The 21,143-nt window shown below is 46.2% G+C and carries 23 protein-coding genes; 22 read left to right on the plus strand and 1 reads right to left on the minus strand.

The features are described 5' to 3' along the window. Window positions 1-14 precede the first annotated feature (14 nt). From A8709_RS27685 to A8709_RS27725, 9 genes are all read left to right on the plus strand, one after another. The gene (locus A8709_RS27685; RefSeq protein WP_065857209.1) at window positions 15-590 is read left to right on the plus strand and encodes a histidine phosphatase family protein; all 576 of its coding nucleotides are present in this window, start codon (window positions 15-17) and stop codon (window positions 588-590) included. Window positions 591-734: 144 nt separating this feature from the next. Beyond that, complete coding sequence (locus A8709_RS27690) at window positions 735-1,847, plus strand: hypothetical protein (RefSeq protein WP_065857433.1); 1,113 nt, start codon at window positions 735-737, stop codon at window positions 1,845-1,847. A gap of 177 nt (window positions 1,848-2,024) precedes the next feature. Beyond that, window positions 2,025-2,213, plus strand: a complete 189-nt coding sequence (locus A8709_RS27695) for an IDEAL domain-containing protein (RefSeq protein WP_065857211.1) — start codon at window positions 2,025-2,027, stop codon at window positions 2,211-2,213. Between the two features lie 198 nt (window positions 2,214-2,411). Then, a complete protein-coding gene (locus tag A8709_RS27700) occupies window positions 2,412-2,843 on the plus strand; it encodes a DUF2487 family protein (RefSeq protein ID WP_065857213.1) in 432 nt (143 codons plus the stop codon). 281 nt (window positions 2,844-3,124) lie between these two features. Continuing rightward, a complete protein-coding gene (locus tag A8709_RS27705) occupies window positions 3,125-3,670 on the plus strand; it encodes a QcrA and Rieske domain-containing protein (protein ID WP_028554310.1) in 546 nt (181 codons plus the stop codon). Window positions 3,671-3,687: 17 nt separating this feature from the next. Continuing rightward, window positions 3,688-4,359, plus strand: a complete 672-nt coding sequence (gene qcrB, locus A8709_RS27710) for a menaquinol-cytochrome c reductase cytochrome b subunit (RefSeq protein WP_028554311.1) — start codon at window positions 3,688-3,690, stop codon at window positions 4,357-4,359. 20 nt (window positions 4,360-4,379) lie between these two features. Further along, window positions 4,380-5,270, plus strand: coding sequence for a c-type cytochrome (locus A8709_RS27715; protein ID WP_065857215.1), 891 nt, complete (start codon window positions 4,380-4,382; stop codon window positions 5,268-5,270). 78 nt (window positions 5,271-5,348) lie between these two features. Then, entirely contained in the window at window positions 5,349-6,008 is a 660-nt protein-coding gene (locus A8709_RS27720; protein ID WP_065857217.1) for a DUF1405 domain-containing protein, read from the plus strand. A 53-nt stretch (window positions 6,009-6,061) separates the two neighbouring features. Beyond that, window positions 6,062-6,940, plus strand: a complete 879-nt coding sequence (locus tag A8709_RS27725) for a sporulation protein YpjB (protein ID WP_167357189.1) — start codon at window positions 6,062-6,064, stop codon at window positions 6,938-6,940. Between the two features lie 74 nt (window positions 6,941-7,014). Here the strand turns inward: A8709_RS27725 and A8709_RS27730 are convergent, their stop codons facing one another. Then, a complete protein-coding gene (locus tag A8709_RS27730; RefSeq protein ID WP_065857219.1) occupies window positions 7,015-7,887 on the minus strand; it encodes a YitT family protein in 873 nt (290 codons plus the stop codon). Between the two features lie 117 nt (window positions 7,888-8,004). On the opposite strand from A8709_RS27730, the gene A8709_RS27735 reads away from it, so the two are divergent. The 13 genes from A8709_RS27735 (at window position 8,005) to dinG (ending at window position 21,139) form a co-directional block, all read left to right on the plus strand. Continuing rightward, the gene (locus A8709_RS27735) at window positions 8,005-8,343 is read left to right on the plus strand and encodes a nucleotide pyrophosphohydrolase (RefSeq protein ID WP_065857436.1); all 339 of its coding nucleotides are present in this window, start codon (window positions 8,005-8,007) and stop codon (window positions 8,341-8,343) included. 63 nt (window positions 8,344-8,406) lie between these two features. Then, window positions 8,407-8,931 (plus strand): tetratricopeptide repeat protein, encoded by a 525-nt coding sequence (locus A8709_RS27740; protein WP_065857221.1) that lies wholly within the window; start codon window positions 8,407-8,409, stop codon window positions 8,929-8,931. Between the two features lie 16 nt (window positions 8,932-8,947). Then, window positions 8,948-9,751, plus strand: coding sequence for a 4-hydroxy-tetrahydrodipicolinate reductase (dapB, locus tag A8709_RS27745; RefSeq protein WP_065857222.1), 804 nt, complete (start codon window positions 8,948-8,950; stop codon window positions 9,749-9,751). A 25-nt stretch (window positions 9,752-9,776) separates the two neighbouring features. Beyond that, window positions 9,777-10,196, plus strand: a complete 420-nt coding sequence (locus A8709_RS27750; RefSeq protein ID WP_065857224.1) for a methylglyoxal synthase — start codon at window positions 9,777-9,779, stop codon at window positions 10,194-10,196. A 1-nt stretch (window position 10,197) separates the two neighbouring features. Continuing rightward, on the plus strand, window positions 10,198-10,890 hold the full coding sequence (gene bshB1, locus A8709_RS27755; protein WP_065857226.1) for a bacillithiol biosynthesis deacetylase BshB1: 693 nt from the start codon (window positions 10,198-10,200) through the stop codon (window positions 10,888-10,890). Between the two features lie 17 nt (window positions 10,891-10,907). Then, window positions 10,908-12,080: an N-acetyl-alpha-D-glucosaminyl L-malate synthase BshA gene (bshA, locus tag A8709_RS27760; RefSeq protein WP_065857228.1), complete on the plus strand. Its 1,173-nt coding sequence runs from the start codon at window positions 10,908-10,910 to the stop codon at window positions 12,078-12,080. A 22-nt stretch (window positions 12,081-12,102) separates the two neighbouring features. Next, window positions 12,103-13,389, plus strand: coding sequence for a CCA tRNA nucleotidyltransferase (locus tag A8709_RS27765; RefSeq protein WP_244163324.1), 1,287 nt, complete (start codon window positions 12,103-12,105; stop codon window positions 13,387-13,389). A 707-nt stretch (window positions 13,390-14,096) separates the two neighbouring features. After that, window positions 14,097-15,065, plus strand: coding sequence for a biotin--[acetyl-CoA-carboxylase] ligase (locus A8709_RS27770; RefSeq protein ID WP_065857229.1), 969 nt, complete (start codon window positions 14,097-14,099; stop codon window positions 15,063-15,065). 303 nt (window positions 15,066-15,368) lie between these two features. After that, complete coding sequence (gene panB / locus A8709_RS27775; protein ID WP_065857231.1) at window positions 15,369-16,223, plus strand: 3-methyl-2-oxobutanoate hydroxymethyltransferase; 855 nt, start codon at window positions 15,369-15,371, stop codon at window positions 16,221-16,223. Between the two features lie 24 nt (window positions 16,224-16,247). After that, a complete protein-coding gene (gene panC / locus A8709_RS27780; protein WP_065857440.1) occupies window positions 16,248-17,117 on the plus strand; it encodes a pantoate--beta-alanine ligase in 870 nt (289 codons plus the stop codon). A gap of 6 nt (window positions 17,118-17,123) precedes the next feature. Further along, the gene (gene panD / locus A8709_RS27785; RefSeq protein ID WP_065857233.1) at window positions 17,124-17,507 is read left to right on the plus strand and encodes an aspartate 1-decarboxylase; all 384 of its coding nucleotides are present in this window, start codon (window positions 17,124-17,126) and stop codon (window positions 17,505-17,507) included. 90 nt (window positions 17,508-17,597) lie between these two features. Next, complete coding sequence (locus A8709_RS27790; protein WP_065857235.1) at window positions 17,598-18,191, plus strand: tetratricopeptide repeat protein; 594 nt, start codon at window positions 17,598-17,600, stop codon at window positions 18,189-18,191. An 89-nt stretch (window positions 18,192-18,280) separates the two neighbouring features. After that, window positions 18,281-21,139, plus strand: coding sequence for an ATP-dependent DNA helicase DinG (dinG, locus tag A8709_RS27795; protein ID WP_065857237.1), 2,859 nt, complete (start codon window positions 18,281-18,283; stop codon window positions 21,137-21,139). Window positions 21,140-21,143: the final 4 nt, after the last annotated feature.

Raw genomic sequence — 21,143 nt, forward strand, 5'->3', positions numbered from 1 at the left:
GTGGAGGTAAGAGAATGACAACCATTGGGTTTATTCGTCACGGGAGCACTGAGTGGAATCGATTAGGAAGACTCCAAGGCCAATTGGATACGGATTTAACGGACGAAGGCAGAGAGCAAGCAAGATTGCTAGGTTTGCGTTTAGCAGACGAAAATTGGGATGGCATCATCTGCAGTGATCTGAAGAGAGCAAGTGAAACCGCACAAATCATCTCGGCATTATCCGGTATTCCACTTCTGGCGTCTGATAAACGCTTGAGAGAGCGCAAATACGGGTTGGCTGAAGGGACTACGGTTACTGAGCGCGAAGAGCGCTGGGGAGTCGACTGGAAGCTTCTGGACCTTGATCAAGAGACCGACAGCGAGCTGTGGGCCCGGTGGATGGATCTTGAAACTGAGATTTTGGAGCGTTATCCGAATCAGAAGGTCCTATTAATCTCCCATGGCGGATTTATTGTTCAGGTACTTCGCGTACTTCAGTTGAATCAAGAGGAGTTTTTGCAAAATACATCGTTAACCCTTTTGTTACGTGAAGGTGATCAGTGGAAACTTGAGTTGTACAATTGTCTATTGCATTTACAACCTTCGTAAGAATCGAATAGGGAGTTCGAAACATGACGCGAGATGTGTCATGTTTTTTTGTTCTTCATGGAATATTTTCGGGAAAAAATCCCATAATGGTTACTAGAAACCACGGAGCCTAAAGCTCCGCCAGATGGGAGATGTAGGATGGAAATGAACCTAGCGGATATGCTCAGTTATGCCGATATCCATGATTTAGGCCGAATTGCACATACCTACGAGTGTGAGTGTAATGGTCATTCTAAGAATGAATTGATTCAATCGATCCTCAGCACAGCCATGCGGAAGGACATATTTGAAAAACATATTCAAAGTCTCAGTATGGAGAACATTCGATTTCTCAATTCGTTATTATCTGATCCTCGCAATGCCTTCAGCATGGAGGAACTCATCGCTAGAGTTGGGCAATCACGTTTCCAAAAAGAAGAGTCAGAGACTTGGAATCCTCGGGACATGATTTTGAAATTCAAGAAGTTAGGCTGGCTATTTAATGGCTACTCGCAGCAAACGAAGTACCTTTTTCATGTTCCATCTGATCTCAAGCGGAGATTCCGTGATGTACTGGCCAATCAATTCAGGCAAGAGTTAATGAAGACCGAAGAACCTACCGTGTATCGTGATGAACAATCCCTGCTTGTAGATGACATCCAGCATTTCCTTACAGCAGTGGCTCAGCAAGAAGTCCCTTTAACGACGGATGGCGCCATGTACAAACGACAACTTGGACAGGTACTTAGTGTTTTATCTGTACAAGAAGAGATGGTTCAGAAAGGAACCTGGCGGTTCGGATATGGGCGTATGTTTAAGGAGTACCCCAACCGATTTTCCTTTATTTATGACTATTGTTATTACCACCAATTGATCAGTGAACATAACTTCATGCTTCGTCTCACAGAGACGGGGATCGCACGTTTAGTGGAAGGCAAGAAAGAACCCTTAGCAGATGTTTACATGTTTTGGTTGAGGCTCTATAAAAACCCCATTCCGAATATTCAAAGTATCTCGGGTTGGGTAGACCGGCTCTGCGGTCAATGGGTCACGCGACAATCATTAGTCGAATTGCTAAGTAAGTTAGTCAAACCGTTTTACTATGACAGCTCGGAATCGATTGTTGAACAACGGATTTTACAAATGATGATGCATTTGGGCTTAATACGAATTGGCGAAGATCACACATACGGTACTGTCATTCAAGTTACCAAATTGGGTTCCAAGGTCATACAAGGCATTAACATAGCAGAGGAAGACAAGGTTGTGTTGTTCTGAAACTAGGTACTAACACATTCCCAATCAATCGGGCTTTTGAATGAAGCGTTGATAATGCAAGTGAATATGATGTAAAAGGAGCACAACAACGGGTTGACGTAGATCATCATACACACACAAATTTTTGCGAAAATGAAGCTCCTGACAAACCGCGGACAACATTTGGAGGTAGGTCTCATGGGAAAAATGAATGTATCTAACGATGCGCTGCTGGCACTTTTCGCGGAAATGATTTGGGATAATGCCTTACGCAAATATAGAGAAGAAAATCTTTATAAGGAAATTGACAGCGCTTTGGCTAAAGGAGATCAAACGACCTTTCTGGCGCTCACCTCTGAACTAAGGATTTTACAATCACTAGGGTAATCGCAGCTGCGCATGGCATGAAAGGATGGAAGACATGTGGAATCCACATGTCTTTTTTCTATGTTCATAAAGATTTCTTTTGACACCTGTAATGGAAGGAACTGCATTGACAGTGAAGTTTGCACCGATTAAAGTACAAGTTGAACGAATGCTACATAGCCCTTGTTCTTTTGGTAAATGATAGGGAGGCGTAAAACCTTGAAGTTTAATGAGATTGTTGCACAGGATTGGCCCGAATTGAAGCCTTATTTGGATACTTGTCTGCTTCCGGTTACAGGATTGAGGGGTTCCGAAGATCCGATGATCGTGACCTCCGTATTGGAGCAGCTGCGAGATGTCATGGAAGTCATTGAGATTCCTTATAAAGGCAGAGTCGTCACCTATCCAGCTCTTCATTACATAACAGGAGCGGATGTCAGTGAACTAGTGGAGGACATTGTTCAGCGATTGAAGAAATCCGGGTTTCGTTACATAATCGTACTTACCTTACACACAGAAGCAATTGCTTGGAAATCACCCGGAACGGATTTGTTGATCGTTGTCGATAAAGATCAATGGATCGTGCAGTCTGATGCAATCAAAACGGGGATTTCTAAACAAGTGCAGCAACTCTGGTACCCAAGTGAGTAACTTTGGTGTTGTCGTGTATTATTGGAAAAAAAATGTGCAAGCTAAGGGTAGTAATGGATGAATGTGGCTTCCAAAAAGTTGTGACAATTTCGTTAAAATTTGTCCGAAAGCGCAGATTTCAATCCAATAAAAGGAGTTACGAATTCTTGACGACCTAGTAGACGTAGGCTATTATTAGAAATGTCCTAGTTATGTAGTGTAATGTCGAACGACACGTGATAGAGGTAACTGATGTCCGAGAGGGATCGGACTTCGGCCAATGTAGGAGGGTAGACCTGAGAATGAGTGATCATAACAATCACAATGAAGAACAGCATGGGAAGAAACCCGGGACCAAACGCGAAATGTCTCGTCGACAATTTCTTTCTTATACCCTTGGTGGCGCTGGTGGATTCATGGGAGCCGGAATTATCATACCGATGATTCGGTTTGCTATTGATCCAGTCCTTCAGAAAAAAGCAGCATCGGATTGGGTTAAAGTTGTCGAAGAAAGTAAAATTACGAATGTTCCACAAGCATTTACGTTCCAAATCCATCAGGTAGATGGCTGGTACGAAAGTGATGCGGAGTTGGTAGCATGGATTTCCAAAGGCAGCGACGGAAAACTCTTTGCTTTGAATCCAACTTGTAAGCACCTTGGCTGTACGGTTAACTGGAACGATAACCCTGCTTACAAAGATCAGTATTTCTGTCCATGTCATGGTGCGCATTACACGCAAGATGGTAAGAACCTTGCCGTAGCGCCTAAGCCGTTGGACGAGTATACAACAAAAGTAGAGAACGGTTTCGTGTATGTTGGACAACTGCATGCTAACACAAGAGTATAAGGAGGCGTCAGGATCAGATGTTTAAAAACGTATACAACTGGATTGACGAACGTCTTGATATTACGCCTATGTGGAGGGATGTAGCGGATCACGAGGTACCCGAACACGTTAACCCTGCTCATCATTTTTCCGCATTCGTCTATTGCTTTGGCGGATTGACGTTTTTCATCACAGTCATTCAAATTTTGTCAGGTATGTTCTTAACAATGTATTACACACCTGATATCATCAATGCGTATGCAAGTGTTGATTACCTTCAACATAAAGTAGCTTTCGGTGTTATCGTCAGAGGTATGCACCACTGGGGAGCTAGTTTAGTTATCGTAATGATGTTCTTACATACCCTGCGCGTGTTCTTCACAGGTTCTTATAAAGCACCACGTGAAATGAACTGGGTTGTAGGCATGCTCATTTTCTTCGTTATGTTAGGTCTTGGTTTTACGGGATACCTGCTTCCATGGGATAACAAAGCTTACTTTGCAACACAAGTAGGTATGAAAATTGCAGCATCGGTACCATTCGCTGGTCCGTACATCGAAACATTGCTGCAAGGCGGAAGCATTGTTGGTGCACAAACACTGACACGGTTCTTTGCTATTCATGTGTTCTTCCTGCCTGGCGTTCTGCTCGCTTTGCTTGCCGGACACTTCTTCATGATTCGCAAACAAGGTATTTCCGGACCGCTATAATTTAGGGAGGGGCGAATAGCGTGGCGCATGGTCATAAGTCTGATGAAAAAATCGTTTACGTAGGGGATTCCCGCGTAATTAAGAAAACTGAAGAGCAACGACTCATTCCGAGAGATTACTCGGCTTACCCAGGTAAGTCAGAGGCTTTCATACCAAACTTCTTGTTAAAAGAGTGGATGGTTGGTGTCGTTGTTTTGGTCGGTATGCTAGTCCTAGTTATGTCCGATCCGGCTCCGTTAGGCTATCCTGCGGATCCAAAGAATACAGCATTTATTCCGATGCCTGACTGGTATTTCTTGTTCATGTATCAATTGCTGAAATATCCATACACATCGGGTAGCTACGTTGTTCTTGGAGCGGTTGTTGTACCAGGTTTACTATTCGGTGGCTTACTACTTGCTCCATTCTTGGATACAGGTAAAGAGCGTCGCTTCTATAGAAGACCAATTGCATCAAGCCTGATGATCTTGTCTTTGGTAGCTTGTACATATCTGACGTACACGTCTTGGTCACATTACCAAGTCGAGCTTAAAGAGAAAAATATTATTCCAGAACATATTAAGCGTGAAGAAGAGCTTCAAGCGAACAAAGGTAAGGCTGCTAGCGGTGCTGCGAAAACAACAACCAAAAAAGCGGCTGCCATTGTGGCTGCTGATGACCCAGGTGCTAAAGTATTCGCAAAAGCTACTTGCTTAGCGTGTCATGGTGCTCAACTCAAAGGTATGCCAGCTTCAGGAGTACCTGCTTTGTTAGGCGTAGGCGATACGCACACGAAGGATGATATCTTAGGTATCATCAAGAATGGTAAAGGCAACATGCCAGCCATGTATAAGCCGAACATTGACAAAGGTTTAACGGATGCCGATATTGATCAGCTTGCTGATTGGTTATCGAAACAAAAAACTCAATAATAAATGGGAACCTGGTCGCGAAAGTGATCAGGTTTTTTTTTAGACAAACCAACGAACTTGATGTTGAGGGGTGCCTATATGTCCGTTTCCTATTTCTGGAGCAGAGATTTCCTACTTAGCAAGACAATGCTGTGGTTGCTTTTGATTTGTAATGCATTAGGAACCATTTATGGGTATGAGTGGTACTGGGGACAAATGGTGGATACGATTGCTGAAAATCCAGTGTGGTACGTGATATTTGTACCCGATAGTCCGACAGCAAGCTTGTTTTTCACTCTTTCGGTTGGTTACTTGCTGATGGATTCTTCTTCATCTAGGAACTCATCAAAGCTTTATCGCGCCATACGTGGCTTTATAGAAGCTTTTGCCCTTATCACTTCAGTTAAATATGGCGTATGGGCAGTAACGATGATCTGGGCTGGAGCATGGCAAGGCGTGCCGGTAGGATGGGACGGTTGGATGTTAACTTCATCTCATTTGGCAATGGCGGTGGAAGCGCTGTTATTCGTGCGATGGTTTTCATTCCGAATTCCGGCGATTGTGCTTGTTGCGATTTGGACCTTCTGGAATGATTACATGGACTATGAGAAAGGCGTTTTCCCTCGCTTGCCTCTTGAGCTTCATCCCTATTTGGGAACGATTCAATTCTTTACGGTATGTCTGAGCATTATTGGAATTTGGATCTCGGTTACGTGTGTATTCGTAAGAGAGAAAAGAAGGGTACTATTAACTTCTTAATGGTCTAAAGTGGGACGAACCTCCATATGATGATGGTGAAGGAGGGATGTCCCATGTTGATCACCAGAGGCCTTAGAAGGCTAACTGTGATGATTTTAGTTACGGTTGCCATCTTAGTACTTGCAGCCTGTGGAAAGAGCGCTAGCACGGCCGGACAAGCTGCTAAACCAATTGATCCTGCACAAGTAGAGAAAATAAGTTTTCTGAATCAAATCGCGGAAGAAATGTACACCATGACTATGGCTGGACAAGTAGCCGAAGCGAGAAATAAATTGACTCAAATTTCGGATCAAATTCCGAAAATTCATTTTGAAGGCATCACATCCATTGAAGGCTTGAATGCGCTGACAGAAACGGTCACCCAAGCCAAGCGTGTATATAGCGCAGCAAACTATTCAGCGACAGAAGGACAAATTGCTGTTGCTAAAATCCGTCTCGCAACGGATGCACTTACGCATAAGAATCAGCCGATGTGGCTGCAATACTATAAAGTACTTCTTAACGATACGCAACAAATGAGTGAACAGGTAAAATCGAATAATCAGAGTGAAGCGATTAATGAATTCGGGAAGTTAGCTCAGCATATAGCCATAATTCATCCTTCACTTGTTATTAGCCGTGATGCTTCATCGGTAGAAAAGCTCGACTCTTTGCTTGTTTTTCTCCGTACGAATGTAAATTCAAAACCGATGCCTACGCAACGCTTAGAAATGGGTATTGTTAACCTCAATCAGGTTTTGGATGATCTCTTCATGAAACACAAGGACGCATTGGCGTATGTGCCATTAACGGATCCGAATCAACCGATCATCTGGTCACTCAGCATGGGGCTCATCATTGTGAGTGTTTTATCCTATGTCGGTTGGCGGATGTATCAATCGGGGAGACACATCGTACCTGTTAGGCAAACAAAGGAAAGCGATAATGTTTGAGAAAAGTGGGTTGAGCACGCTCCTAGAGCGACTCAACCCACTTTTTATGTATAGCCTTATTTGCAGAAAGCTGCTTAATGCGTTTTGAAGCCCTCGCCGATGACTTCATGTACATCGCCTACAATGATGAAAGCACGGGGATCAACCGCGTGGACGAGTTCTCGCAGTCGCCTAGTCTCATGTCGATAAACGACACAGTACACAACTTCCTTCGTGTTACCCGAGTAAGCCCCCCGAGCTGGAAATAACGTGACACCGCGGTCAAGAACTTTGGTAATATTGTCAGCTAATACACCAGGCTGTTCACTAATAATGGTAAAAGACTTCGCGGCATAAGCCCCTTCTGATATGTAGTCAATGATCCGTGAAGTCACAAAAACAGCAACGAGTGAGTACAGCACTTTTTCCTTGGGTAAGTAGATGAAGGAAGAGCCAATGACGATGACATCGATAATGAGGATGACTTGTCCAACGCTCCAACCCCTTTTTTTATGACCAATCCGCGCTAGAATATCAGAACCGCCAGTTGTTCCCCCGAAACGGAAAACGAGCCCAAGCCCTGTTCCAAGTGTAATTCCGGCATAGAGTGTAGCCAAAAAATAGTCCTGTGTGGTATGAAAAGGAACGATCCACCCATTATGAATAAGTCGTTCCATGACCCATAGGAAGATTGAAAGGCAAACAACGCCAAAGATCGTATACAGCATGGGACCTTTCCCGAAATTTCGCCATCCTAAGTAAAAGAGTGGGATATTAAAGACTAGCGTAGAGAGAGACGGCGGTACATTGAGCACATATTTGAGCAGGAGTGAAATACCCGTAAGTCCCCCCTCCATAAGCTCATTGGAAATCACGAAATAATGTAAACCAAACGCATAAATGGCGGTGCCGATCATGATGCCAATGACATTCAAAAACTGATCAGCGAACCTTTCTTTGAAAATCATGCTAATTCCTCCATGCCTGAGATACATGCTTTAGTCTAAAAAAATTTGTCAACTTTTCTCGTTTAGTTTAACATAAGGAGGATAACCTTGGTGAAAAGGATAGAAAGAAGGATGCCAATGTCAGAACGCACACTTAAAGACCTTCAACAAGAGGTTGATACTTATATTTCCCAGTTTAAGGAAGGATATTTCAGTCCATTGGCTATGTTGGCTAGAATGTCCGAAGAAGTTGGCGAATTAGCGCGAGAAGTGAATCATTCTTACGGCGAAAAGCCAAAAAAAAGTACGGAAGCAGACAATTCCATCGAGCTGGAACTAGGCGATATCCTATTTATAACGATATGTTTTGCCAACTCCCTTGGCATTGATTTGACGGAAGCACATGATAAAATCATGCACAAGTTCAATACCCGTGACGCGGGGCGTTGGACTAAAATTAACACCGAAACTACCTGAACTTCATAAACTATACCATCCCCACTAACGGGTAAACCGCTTATGGATAAGGAGGATGGGCAGATGAATGGAGAAAATCAAATACAAAAGGCATATGAATCCATACTTGGGCATGATTTTGAAAAAGCCATTGAATGGTTTGAAAAAGCGATAGCTGAAGAACCAGACAATGCTGCCTATCACCACAAACTGTCGATTACTTTCGCGAGAAGTAATAAATTGACTAAAGCGGTGGAACATGCTTCGAAAGCCATTGAGCTAGAACCAGCGAATGAAGCTTTTCGTTTTCATTTGCAAGTGTTAAATGCACGCGAGTTGGTTGATCAAGCCAAAAGGCAGCTCAATCATTCATCAGCGCATCCAGAACGAGCGATTTTTTTACTCAAGGAAGCGATTGTTCTTGATCCGTTAGCGATTGAAGCGTATCTTATTCTAGGTGAAGCGTTCGCTTTGCGAAGAGATTATTCCAGAGCCTATCAGACGGTAATGGAAGCTGTTCGCTTAGAGCCTCTTCACGAGCTTGCTAAACAACATGCAGCGCTCTATCAGCTGAAATTGCAACAAGGGTCGGATCCGAAACGAAAATAAAGGAGATCATTACAATATGGAGCGTAGTATACGTGTAGCAGTCATTGGGGCAAGTGGAAGAATGGGGCGGGAGGTCGTGAAAACGGTTCTGCGCGAATCCGATATGGAATTAGTCGCAGGGGTGTCACGTTCCTCTGGTCCTATCGATCTAGGAAAAATGGTTGGCATGGACGAATGCGGTGTCTTGATGAGCACTGACATTGAGCAAGCGCTGACGGAATCCAGACCTGATGTTATCGTTGATTTTACTGGACCGCAAACAGCGGTTTCACATACGAATCTGGCTATTCGCCTAGGGATCCGCCCTGTTATGGGGACGACGGGATTCACCCCTCAGGCCATTGCTGAATTGGACAAGCTGTGCAAAGAAAGCAATATCGGTGGTCTAATTGCTCCTAATTTCTCCATCGGTGCGATTCTCATGATGAGATTTGCGGCTCAAGCTTCGAAATATTTCCCTAACTTAGAAATTATTGAATATCATGGAGATCAGAAGTTGGATGCTCCTTCTGGAACCGCTGTAAAGACGGCTGAACTTATTTCTGAAGTTCGTGAAGAAATCAAGCAAGGCAATCCGAAGGAAGAAGAAACGATTGAAGGTTCGCGCGGCGGGTATTACAATGGATTTAGAATTCATAGTGTGCGCCTGCCAGGCATCTTTGCTCAACAGGAAGTTATTATGGCGGAGCCAGGTCAAGCGCTGAAGATTCGACATGACTCATACGATCGCGCTGCTTATATGCCAGGTGTAGCGATTGCGGTTCGTAAAGTAATGACATATAGCGGAATGATTTATGGATTTGAGCATTTTATAGATTAGAGACCCGTAGGAGAGTGGAAGTCAGATGTTAAACATCGCGCTTATTGCCCATGATCGAAAAAAAGATGAAATGGTGAATTTCATTACAGCATATGAGCATGTATTTGAAGGTCATAAACTATATGCAACAGGAACAACAGGCACGCGGATTATGGAGAACACCAAGCTAAACATTCATCGTTTCATGTCAGGACCCCTGGGGGGCGATCAACAGATCGGAGCCATGGTTGCTGAAAATGAAATGGATTTCATCATATTCTTACGCGATCCCTTAATGGCACAGCCGCATGAGCCGGATATTATTGCGTTGTTACGCCTATGTGATGTACAGGGAATTCCTTGTGCGACGAATATTGCAACTGCTGAGCTGCTTACACGTGCGCTAGATCGTGGAGATTTTGCGTGGAGAGAACTCGTACATAAATATAAACCAGGTATCGAATAAGATGAGCGAACAGTTGGATATTCTCATATTTGGTGCTCATGCCGATGATGCTGAGATTGGGATGGGAGCGACCATCGCCAAACATACGGCTCGCGGTCTTAAAGTTGGACTCTGTGAATTGACTTATGCGGAGATGTCGTCGAATGGCACCGTGCAGACCCGTTTAGAAGAAGCGGCAGAAGCAGCGGAAATTCTAGGGGTATCGACGCGTACGAATCTGGGTTTACCAGATCGAGGACTTTTCATGACGGCTGCGAATATTGAAATCATTACACAAGAAATTCGTAAATTTCGACCGCGATTGGTTTTTGCCCCCTATTGGCAAGATCGGCACCCGGATCATATTGCCTGTTCGGCGCTTGTTCAGGAAGCTGTTTTTAATGCAAAGCTGCGTAAGTACTTACCAGAAACAGCTCCAGTCCTTGTGGAGCAGCTATATTTTTATTTTATCAATGATGTGTATGAGGCAGATTTGATGGTGGATGTCACCGATGTGTATGATAAAAAATTGGCGGCACTGCGTGCGTACAAATCACAGTTTGTAGTTGGTACGGACTCAGTTGCAACGCCGCTCAATCAAGGTTACGTCGAACGTGTTGAAGCCCGTGATCGAGTCATGGGTCAAAAACGTCTTTTGACGTACGCTGAAGGGTTCGTTTCCAAACTCCCCTTGGTGATTGAACATTTTGACTGATTGGAAAGAGGTGTGAGATGAACGACAAATTAAAAATTGGAATTACCTGTTATCCGACTTTGGGTGGTTCAGGCGTAGTTGCGACAGAGCTTGGTAAGCTTCTAGCTGAAAAAGGACACGAAGTCCATTTTATTACGCATAGCATGCCGTTTCGATTAGGTAAATTTCATAAAAATATATTTTATCATGAAGTTGAAGTCAGTCAGTACTATGTGTTCCGTTATCCCCCTTATGATCTATCCCTTGCCAGTAAACTAGCACAAGTTGCCAAAATGGAGAATCTGGATCTCCTGCATGTGCATTATGCGATTCCACATGCGGTTTGCGCGCTTCTAGCGAAGCAAATGGTAGGCTCGAATCTGAAAGTTGTTACCACGCTTCATGGAACAGATATTACTGTACTCGGGCAGGATCATTCGATTTCGGACTTGATTCGTTATGCCATTAATGAGAGCGATGCGGTAACTGCTGTATCTCAAGATCTTATCAAAGAAACGCGAGAATTGTTGGCGATTGATCGTGATATCGATTTGACGTATAACTTTGTTGATAAACGAGTGTACTACCCGCGGGATATATCGAAGCTCAGAGGTGAATTTGCACGGCCAGATGAGAAAATCCTTATCCATATTTCCAATTTCCGACCTGTGAAACGGGTGCAGGATGTTGTAGATATTTTCGCGAAAGTGGTTAAGGAAGTGCCTTCACGGCTCTTATTTGTAGGAGAGGGTCCGGATCTCTCGAAAATGATTTCGAAAGTGAAAGAGCTTGGCCTAACGGATAAGGTCACATTCTGTGGCAAGCAGGATGACGTGGCTCAAGTTATTTCATTGGCGGATGTCATGCTGCTTCCATCGGAAAAAGAAAGCTTTGGCCTTGTAGCTTTAGAAGCTATGGCTTGTGGCGTACCAACCATCGGTTCAAATGCGGGAGGTATTCCTGAGTTAATTACTCACGGTGAAACAGGGTATTTGGCTGAAGTAGGTGATACGGAGCAAATGGCAGCTTATGCGATTAATCTGTTGAAAAATCAAGTGCTCTATGAACAAGTTGCGCAAAATTGTTTGAATCGTGCGCGTTATACGTTCTGTAACGATATTACAACGCTCCAATATGAAGAAATTTATTACCGCGTATTAGGGAGAGAGCTCCCTGAATCACATCGCATTGCAGCGTCTTCATGTCAGTAAGATGCTGGATAGGAGAATCAAGTTGGATGTAAGTAAGCTAATCAATGATCCAGGTGCTTCACAAGTATTGGCGAAGCTCACAGAAGCTGGGTATGAGGCCTATTTGGTTGGAGGCTGTGTACGCGATGCTGTGCTTCAGCGTCCAATTAAAGACGTCGACATTGCGACCTCAGCGTTGCCTGAGCAAGTGATGCAGCTCTTTCATCGTACGGTGCCTACGGGTCTGCAGCACGGCACAGTGACGGTTCTGATGGCTCAAGGCACCTATGAAGTAACAACCTTTCGCAAGGAAGCGGCGTACGAAGGTTTTCGACGTCCTGCTTCCGTTGAATATATATCCGATTTGACCGAAGATTTGAAACGCCGCGACTTCACGATGAACGCGATGGCTATGGATGAGGCAGGCGATTTGCTGGATCCTTTCGGCGGTCAGGAAGACCTGACCGCGGGGGTTCTCCGCTGCGTAGGCGTTGCGGAGGAACGTTTCGGCGAAGATGCGCTGCGCATGCTTCGCTGCATTCGTTTTGCTTCGACGTATGACCTAGAGATCGAGGCAAGCACGTGGCAAGCACTGCTGGCGAATGCGCCATTGCTGCGCCATATTGCTATGGAGCGCGTGCGCAGCGAGCTGCAGCGCATGGTTGAAGGCCCAGCTCCTGCGCGTGCTGTGCGGCTTCTACTGGCGAGCGGCCTGCTGGGCCACCTCAAAAAGCAGCTTCCGCTGCCTTTTGAGGCTTGGCTCGCCTGGGATGTCGCGCTGGACGCTGTCAGCGCGCTGGACGAGCAGCATGACCGGTGGGCCATGCTGCTGATGCTCCTGGAGGTGCCAGCGGACGTAGTCCGCGCGGCACTCCAGGAGCTGACCTTCTCCCGCGCCGACGGCTTGGCCGTCGCGGGCGTGCTTGCGCTGCGCGAGGCTGTCGCCGCGCAGATCATCGAGGAAGACCCGGCTCCGCTGGAGCGGGTCTGGAAGCTTGGCGCGGTGCGCAGCGGCGAAGCCGCGGCACGCGCGCTACTGCGGCTGCTGCGCGAGCTGCCGCAGGGCGATGGAAAGCGCGGCGAATTGGCGCGCTTCATGGGAGTTGCCGCGCCGGCGCTGCTGCGGCGCGGGGAGGTTTGGCTGAAGGAGGTTCCCTGCTTCAGCTTGAAGGCCCTTGCCATATCCGGCGAGGATGTGGCGACGGCTCTGGACCGGCAGCCCGGCCCCTGGATGGGGCAGCTGCTGCAGGGGTTGCTCGAGCGAGCCGCGCTCGGAGAAATCCCGAATGAGCGCGAGGCATTGATTTACGCCGCGCAGGCTGCGAAGTAGCAGCGCTGTGCGGGGTTGCTCGAGCGAGCTGCGCTCGGTGAAATCCCAAATGAGCGCGAGGCATTGATTTACGCCGCGCAGGCTGCGAAGTAGCAGCGCTGCAAGGGTTGCTCGAGCGAGCCGCGCTTGGTGAAATCCCGAATGAGCGCGAGGCATTGATTCACGCCGCGCAGGCTGCGAAGTAGCAGCGCTGTGTGGGTTGCTCGAGCGAGCCGCGCTCGGAGAAATCCCGAATGAGCGCGAGGCATTGATTCACGCCGCGCAGGCTGCGAAGTAGCAGCGCTGTGCGGCTTTTCTTATGTTGTGGCGGATTCTGAGATGCCACATGCATTATAAGCTGAGATCCGATTAACTGGAAAAACTCCAGCTATTTCCTCCAATTTCTCCTCCAATTCGTGTTTAACTGTAATAACTACAGTTAAATTATTGGATTTCGTCGAAAATGACTGAAATGCATGAGAATAACTACATAAAATCCAGTTAATTCCAATCTATCACTGAATCAGGTAAAATTAACTGTATGAAATACAGTTATTCAAGCGCGTTTTAGTTTTAGTTTTAGTTTTAGTTTCGATTTTAGTTTCATTTTAGCTTTAGTTTTCGTTACGAAATTGGCGATGAGTCAAGTTTAAATGAGTGTTTATACACAAACCGCGCGTTCCAACGCGCATCTATCGATCAAACTATGAGATTGCGAGTGAAATCGTATGAATGAACGAATTTTAGAGCTTTTTGAGCAGTCACCAGAAACGTACGTGTCAGGTGCAGAGATTAGTAAGCGGCTTGGTGTGACCCGTACAGCGATCTGGAAGCACATTGAGGAACTGCGTGCGGAAGGGTATACGTTTGAAGCCGCTCCGCGCAAGGGTTATAGGCTGCTTGGTAAGCCTGCCAAGTGGCAGCTTAGTGAGCTTTTGAACGGGATGAGAACCAAAGTTCTTGGCCAAAAAGTCCATATCTACGACGAAGTAGACTCGACACAGACGATTGCTCATAAGCTGGTCGCCGCAGGGGCGCTTGAGGGCACGATTGTGCTTGCGGAGAAGCAGACAGCTGGCAGAGGCCGAATGGGGCGCAGCTGGCATTCTCCTTCGGGTAAGGGGATATGGATGAGTCTAATTCTGACTCCGCGTATTCCTGTATATTTTATGCCACAGCTCACGTTGTTAAGTGCAGTTGCACTATGTCGTGCCATTCAGAAAGTGTGCCACGTTGAGATCGGGATTAAATGGCCGAATGATCTTCTGATTCATGGGAAGAAGGTTAGCGGTATTTTGCTAGAGAGCAGCGGCGAGGATGAACGTCTGAAGTATGTCATTGCGGGGATCGGCATTAGTGTGAATTTGTTAACCGAAGACTACCCAGAAGAATTGCGCGCGGTAGCGACATCGTTAGCGATAGAGTCTGGCATCGAAGTGTCACGCGAGAGCTTAGTACAAGCTTTTCTATTGGAATTCGAGGAGATGTATGCACTTTACTTGGAGAAAGGTTTTGCCCCTATTCGCTTATTATGGGAAGCTCTAAGTGTTACGTTGAAACGACCTATTCGAACAACAACTCCAACGGGCGTCATTGAAGGCTTTGCAGATTCGTTAGATGATTCGGGCGCTTTGACGGTGATTTCACCAACGGGTGAGCGGATTAAGATCTACTCGGGAGATGTTGAACTCAGGTAGTGGGAGATAAAGGGTATCCTCCGCGAGCAAGCTTTGGTATAATAGATGGAGAAGGCGGTATCCTTAAAGGAACTGCACTTCGTTGTGTATCATTTGCAAGTTATCGAGTTGTATCGAATTACGGTTGTTAATGAGAGCAACATTTCTCATTTCGACAACGGAATAACCTATGAAACAAGATGTTGGATTCTGCTCTGAGCCTTACGGGACCGAGACAGAGGGATCATTGATTCTTTCTGCATGCGTTCCTTTTAGCTCTTAGCTAAAAGGTTTTTTATTTTTATACGGGAAGCTGGGATTACGATGGAACAACGCAAGGCGCTTACAACAGCAAAGATGAGAAAAATGAAGCAAGATGGCGTACCGATTACGATGGTAACCGCTTATGATTATCCATCAGGACGATTGTCGGAAGAGGCTGGCGTGGATGTTATTCTCGTCGGTGACTCACTAGGGAATGTCGTTCTGGGTTATGATTCAACGTTACCTGTCACCTTGGATGATATGGTGTACCACACAAGAGCTACCGTTCGCGGAGCCGCGAATACGTTCGTCGTTGCGGATATGCCATTCCTTACGTATCATGGAAGCTTGGATGCGACGATGCAGGGAGTCGGACGTTTGATGCGCGAGGGTGGCGCGAAAGCAGTGAAAATGGAAGGTGGAGCTGAAATCGCGGCTACCGTTAGAGCTGTTACTGAGGCAGGCGTGCCTGTCGTAGGTCATTTGGGACTTACACCACAGTCTGTCCATCAATTGGGCGGGTTCCGCGTACAAGGTCGCAGCTCGGAGCAAGCAGAGAAGCTGTTAAGCGATGCGAAGGCAATTGAAGAAGCAGGTGCATTTGCCATTGTGCTTGAGCTTGTCACGGATGAGTTAGCCGCATGGATCACGAAGCAGCTCTCGATTCCTACGATTGGCATTGGGTCAGGAGTGCATTGTGACGGGCAAGTGCTTGTCTATCATGATCTATTACAGTATGGTTCTGACAGTGCTCCCAGAAAGTTTGTTAAAGCCTATGCAAATATAGGGGAAACTATCCGTGCAGGTATTGGCGAATATGTGAAAGAAGTGAAAGCTCGGACGTTCCCGGCTCAAGAAAATACGTTTCATATGGACAACGATGTTGTTCAATATTTATACGGCGACAAGGAGTGATTGGCCATGGAAGCGATCCACACAATGGAAGTGGTTCAGACAATTGCCGATTTGCGTTCGAGAATCAAAGCATATCGTCGTAAGAATGAGAAATCTGTAGGTTTTGTGCCTACGATGGGCTTTCTACATGAAGGGCATGCTAGTCTATTGACGAAAGCCCGAGCTCAGAGTGGTCTTGTGGTGTTAAGTATTTTTGTGAATCCGATACAATTCGGACCTGGTGAGGATTTTGAGCGGTACCCGCGTGATGCGGAGCGAGACTTGGCATTTGCTGAAGCAGCAGGCGTGGATCTCGTATTCATGCCATCGGTTGAAGAGATGTACCCAACACCGACTCGTACAACTGTGCGTGTTTCGGAAGTCACGACTAGACTTTGCGGTGCTTCGCGGCCGGGCCATTTTGATGGGGTTGCGACCGTTGTAAGCAAGCTGTTCCACATTGTTCAGCCCGATCAAGCATTCTTCGGCTTGAAGGATGCTCAGCAGGTGGCTGTGATCGAGCAAATGGTAAAGGATCTGAATCTCCCAGTGGAGATTGTCCCATGTCCTACGTTAAGAGAAGCAGATGGGCTTGCCATGAGCTCTAGGAATGTGTATCTTTCTACTGAAGAACGTCAGCAAGCGTTAGTGTTATCACAATCCTTAAACAAAGCCAAAGACTTCATTCAAAGTAAAGCTGCAACATCTTTTACATCACTAGAGCTGCAAAATCTTGTTACTCAACATATTCAGACGGCGCCGTTAGCCGTTATTGACTACGTCGAAGTATTGTCTTACCCAACTTTAGAGCCTTTTGATCAAAGCCATTCTACTTCTTCTCTTATTATTGCCTTGGCTGTTAAGTTTGGGAAAACACGCTTAATTGATAATCTTATTCTACAAGTCAGGAAGTGACGTTTTATGTTTCGCACAATGATGAAAGCCAAGATTCACCGCGCCACGGTCACAGAGGCGAATTTAAACTATATCGGTTCGATCACCATCGATGAGGATTTGATCGACCTTGTGGATATGCTGCCGAATGAGAAAGTGCAAATCGTCAACAACAATAACGGTGCACGTCTTGAGACGTACATTATTCCAGGGCCACGCGGCACAGGGGTAATCTGTTTAAACGGGGCGGCAGCAAGACTTGTTCAAACCGGCGATACGATCATTATCGTTTCTTATGCCATGATGACGGATGAAGAAGCTCGAAAACATCAGCCAACCGTTGCGATTATGGGGGCTAACAACAAAGTGGCTCAACTTCTGAAAGAAGAAGAGCACTCGACAGTTCTTTAAGTTCAGTGGTGTACCCGACGTCCATGCATGAAATCGGCTCTGTTTACAAAGAATGAGGGTAAGCTTTCGAAGCAAAGGTGGGGATGCCAAATGTTTAAGCATTTATTTTCCACAATGAATGAGGTTTTGGAAGAAATCCAGAAGGAATATCCGAACAGCGATGTGGAGAAAAAGGCGGAGCTTGACGAACAACTGCAAGTGCTGAAAACGATGAGCGATGAATTCATCGAGGCGTGGCTGCTTTTTGAGGAGAAGCTGGGAAAGTTCTATGGGGCGGTACCGATCAGCACCCAAACCTTACATGATGGGTTAATGGAGCTCGACGTGTCCGGTAAGCAAACGGAAGAATTTTTGCGTGGACAAGGGTATTACAAGCTGTATATGTACGATCAAGCGATCAAGGAATTCGAGGTGTTGATTCAAAGACAGCCGGATTTCTTACTAGCTCGTGTTTACTTAGCGATGGGGCATTTGCGGAAAGGGGAGTTTGGTGATGCGTATCAGCATTTCAAATTCCTCCTTCCTTTAACGGAAAATTCGAAAATGAAAGCTATTTCCTATAACGCAATGGGTTGCATTCATGTTCAGAATCAGAACCTGGAGAAAGCTTTCGAATATTTTCAAAAAGCGTATCACACCGACCCCTCTTGTATGGAGCCGCTCATTAATCTGGATGAAACCTAATCAAAAGCGGCAAACAAGGTATTCCCTTTTCCTAATCAGATTTGGTATGCTAGGAGAAGTGCAGGACGAAGGGATTGAAGATAGACGTCATGAAATTTGCTGTTTTGGATTTTGAAACGACAGGAAGTCAGCCTGGGGATGAAATTATTCAGGTTGGACTCGTCATTATAGATCAATTTGAAATTACAGATAGGTATACTTCTCTGGTGAACCCAGGGATTAGTATACCTTCTTCGATTACAACCTTAACCGGGATTACGAATGAGATGGTTGCGGACGCGCCTTCACTGGATACCGTGATGGCGGATATGTTTCCGCTTTTGTTTGATTGTGTGCTGGTGGCGCATCAAGCGGCTTTCGACTTGTCCTTTTTGCAAAGAGGGCTAACAAGAACGGGCTATCCGCCATTCTCAGGTCGTGTGCTGGATACGATGGATATGCTTCGGATCTTATTCCCCTCGATCTCGAGTCTACAGTTGAGCATGGTAGCTGCACTCTTCGGCATCGACCATGAGAGACCCCATCAAGCAGATAGTGATGCAGAAGTAACGGCGATGATTTGGATTCAATGTATGGATCGCTTATTAGGTTTGCCGCTTCTAACGGTGCAAAGATTATTCCATATTTTCGAAAACGGTAACACGGACTTAGGCTGGTTCTTGGATGAAATTTGCACGTATAAAGAATCAGTAACAAGCGTTGATATGGATACGAATCGTTACTTCCGCCAATTTACATTAAATGTGACCGATTGGGGCGAGGAAGAGGAGCTTCGGTCAGAATATCAAGTCACGCAAGCGCTTGGCGCTTCCTTTTCTGAGTTTCAACAGGGGTTAAAGGGTGCTTTGAAGACGCGGTTTGAGGTGTATGAGGACCGGGAGTCACAAGATCAGATGATCGCCGAAGTGGAAAAAGCGCTGGAAGCTGATCAACATTTGATGATCGAAGCGGGAACAGGAACGGGCAAATCACTAGGCTATTTGATTCCATCCATTTATTATGGCCTCAAATATGAGAAGAAAGTGGTCGTTTCTACCCACACGATTAATTTGCAGGAGCAGCTTCGCGAGCGGGATATTCCCCTCCTGAAGGAAATTTTCCCGGTGCCGTTCAAAGCAGCTGTTCTCAAAGGTAGAAGCCATTATCTGTGCTTACGGAAGTTCGAGACGAAGCTGACCACGCGGGATTATGAAAATGGCAGGGAAGACCCGATCACGGCTGCTCAAATGGTTGTGTGGTTAAGTGAGACGGAGCATGGCGATGAAGAGGAATTGCACTTTGGGAACAAAGGCGCGCAATTCTGGTACTCGGTTGCAAGTGACACGGATTCCTGTTTGAACCGGATGTGCCCTTGGTATAAAAAGTGCTTCTATCATAGAGCGCGTAATGACGCCAACACGGCCGATGTGATCATCACGAACCATTCCCTCCTTTTCACGGATATGAAGGCTGAGAACCGCCTTCTACCGGCTTACAAGCACCTTGTGATTGATGAGGCACATCATTTTGAAGAAGTGGCGAGTAAACATCTCGGTATCGAGCTGCATGCTTCAGCATTTTATCATTCGTTATTGTGGCTGTATAAAGATAATCGAAGCGGTCAACTGCCGATGCTGCGTTTCCGATTACAGAAATCAGATGAAGCTGGGGAACGCGCGGCGGTTTGGGGTCACTCCATCGACGGACTATTCCCAAAAATCATCTCGATCAAAGAGGACTGGGAACGTTTAAGCGAGGCTTTGTATGACATCGTCTCTTCAGGCAGTGATCCATCCCAAACGGAAAATTCGCAATACGTACTTCGGTTGAAGCCTGAAACGTTGCCTTCCAATTGGCGCGAGCTGATGATTATGGAAGATAATATCTATTTGAATGCGAACGAGCTTCTGCGGTCCTTGGATAAGTTGTTGAACGAGCTGAAAGAGCAGCAGGATGGTCTTGGGGTTCAAGGTCTGGTGACGGATCTGAACGGTACAGTCAAGGAGCTTTATGCGCATCGTGATGCCTTGCATTTCTTTATGAAAATGGCGGATGAAGGCTATGTGTACTGGATTGAAGCGGGGACCTATGCAAAAGCTAAATCCGTCCAACTGAATTCGGTGCCAACGGATGTGAGCGGCTTATTGCAGCAGCACTTTTTCGAAGTGAAGGACAGTATCATCTTGACCTCCGCAACGCTGTCTGTGAATAAATCGTTCCAATATTCGGCGGAGCAATTAGGGCTTTCGATCCCGGCGGACGAAGAGTCAGGTAAGTTGAGAACTGTCCAGCTGCCATCGCCGTTCAACTATCGCGAGCAAGCACTAGTCGTTATCCCGCGTGATTTCCCAACAATCAAGGGGGCAGGCGATCCTGTCTTCATCGAAGCACTGATTGCCTCGCTGAGTGATGTTGCGAAAGTGACGAAGGGACGAATGTTGGTCCTATGCACCTCGAATCGCATGCTGAAGCTCGTTCACGCCGGCATGAAGGAGAAGCTTTCGCCGCATGGCATCACGGTGCTTGGACAGGGCGTTGACAGCGGTAATCGCAGCAAGCTGACCCGTATGTTCCAAGATAACAAAATGTGCGTGCTGCTGGGCACCAGCTCATTCTGGGAGGGTGTAGATATTCCAGGTGATGCGCTAAGCTGCTTAGCGATCATCCGACTGCCATTCCAACCTCCGAACAATCCGCTCGTTGAGGCCAAATGCGAGAACATCAAGAAGCGGAATGAGAATCCGTTCATGAAATTCTCCGTCCCACAGGCAGTCATTCGCTTTAAACAAGGCTTTGGGCGACTTGTGCGTAGAGCGACGGACAAAGGCATCGTGATCATTTATGATACACGTGTTATTGAAACGTATTATGGCAAGCATTTCCTCTATTCGTTGCCTGGTCCCAAAATCGAACACATGACGTGCGAACAAATGTTACCGAGGATTGAGCAATGGATGGGGGGAGCCTAAATTC

Origin of the sequence: Paenibacillus pectinilyticus, assembly GCF_001700435.1 — a bacterium.
GTDB classification, from domain to species: domain Bacteria; phylum Bacillota; class Bacilli; order Paenibacillales; family NBRC-103111; genus Paenibacillus_E; species Paenibacillus_E pectinilyticus.